Annotated in this window: 1 protein-coding gene and 1 pseudogene; both read right to left on the reverse strand. The window is 55.7% G+C overall.

Features of this window, described 5'->3' with window-relative positions:
* Positions 1 to 888, reverse strand: an 888-nt coding sequence (locus tag ACP7BS_RS29700; RefSeq protein ID WP_426233717.1) for a right-handed parallel beta-helix repeat-containing protein, incomplete at its 3' end; no start/stop codon positions are given.
* A gap of 238 nt (positions 889 to 1126) precedes the next feature.
* Positions 1127 to 1218, reverse strand: a pseudogene (locus ACP7BS_RS29705) (M10 family metallopeptidase C-terminal domain-containing protein); the annotation flags it as partial.

Consider the following 1218-nt stretch of genomic DNA (forward strand, 5'->3'; position numbering starts at 1 on the left):
GCCGGTAAGCACGTCATTGCCATTGGTCGCCTTGCCCGCAACAGGTGTTTCCGGGGTGGTTGGCGTTTCCGGTGTCGTGGGTGTCTCAGGCGTGGTTGGGGTTTCCGGAGTGACAGGTGTTGGCCAGTCCGTGCCCATCTCGTCATTGTTGGAGAGGGTGGGCGTGTTGCCTTTGAAATAGTAGTAGCCCCAATGACCCTGACCCAGTTCGTTATTGGTGAACTGGACGCCTGATATTATATCCGTGCTGCTGAAGCTGCCATCGGAATAGAGGGTGTAGCCGCCACCTGCGAGATAGTTGCCATCGACCTTGATGTTGGACACCGGACCGAAGTCATTGTTGATCATCACGGCCGAGGTTTGGCCATTATCATTGATGATTGTGTTGTGCCGGATATCGACGCCCGACACGCCGCCATTGATCTCGATGCCATCATAATGGGGCCCGCCCCACACTGTACCGGCCCGGACGTTTGGAGCATTCATATCATGGATATAATTGTCCTGAATCAGGCTTGCGCCTGTCACGTTGATACCGTTCTCCACGTCATGGATATCGTTGCGTAAGAACGTTCCCGAACCAAAGATGCCATTCGCGCCATCCTTGCTGCTACCAACGTTGAGAATTTCGTTGTCCTTGACGATGGTGCCGGTAATGCCGGGCTTGATCCAGATGCCTGTCCAATCGGTGGACGTTATGCGGCTATTCTGAATCGTGACGTCGGGTGCCATGACCCAGATGGTCCCCTTGACATCGAGAGCATTGAGGACCGTGCCTGCCTTGGTGACGTTCACATCGCCCGATGCGGTGAGCACGACGCCATCCGGAAGTCCGGTACTCTTTGCGTCAGGAAATCCTGTGAGGGTTTTGGTTGAGGTGATAGCCATATCTGGGGCTCCCATTGAAGCTGGAGTTGGGGAGGCAAGCCTCCGCTGGCAAGTTGGGCGCTGGAACGCGCTTCACGCCGGTGCGACTTTGCTTCACTTCGAGGATGACGCTCGATGGAAGAAACTGTCGAGGCAGTTTGCCGCAGGATTGCGTCACAAAGTCTTGAGGTCGGAGGCGGTTTTCCGCCGCTTCCGACTTCTCCTGGGTCAATGAGGCCGCTTTCGCGGCCTCATTGCGTTACAACACGAAGTATCCCTTCTGAAGCGCGATGGCGTCGTCGAGGTGAACAGCAAAATCGGCTTTTCCGTCACCGTTGACATCGCCATAGA

This window comes from Pararhizobium sp. DWP1-1-3 (genome assembly GCF_049896125.1).
In the GTDB taxonomy this organism is placed as follows: Bacteria; Pseudomonadota; Alphaproteobacteria; order Rhizobiales; family Rhizobiaceae; genus Pararhizobium.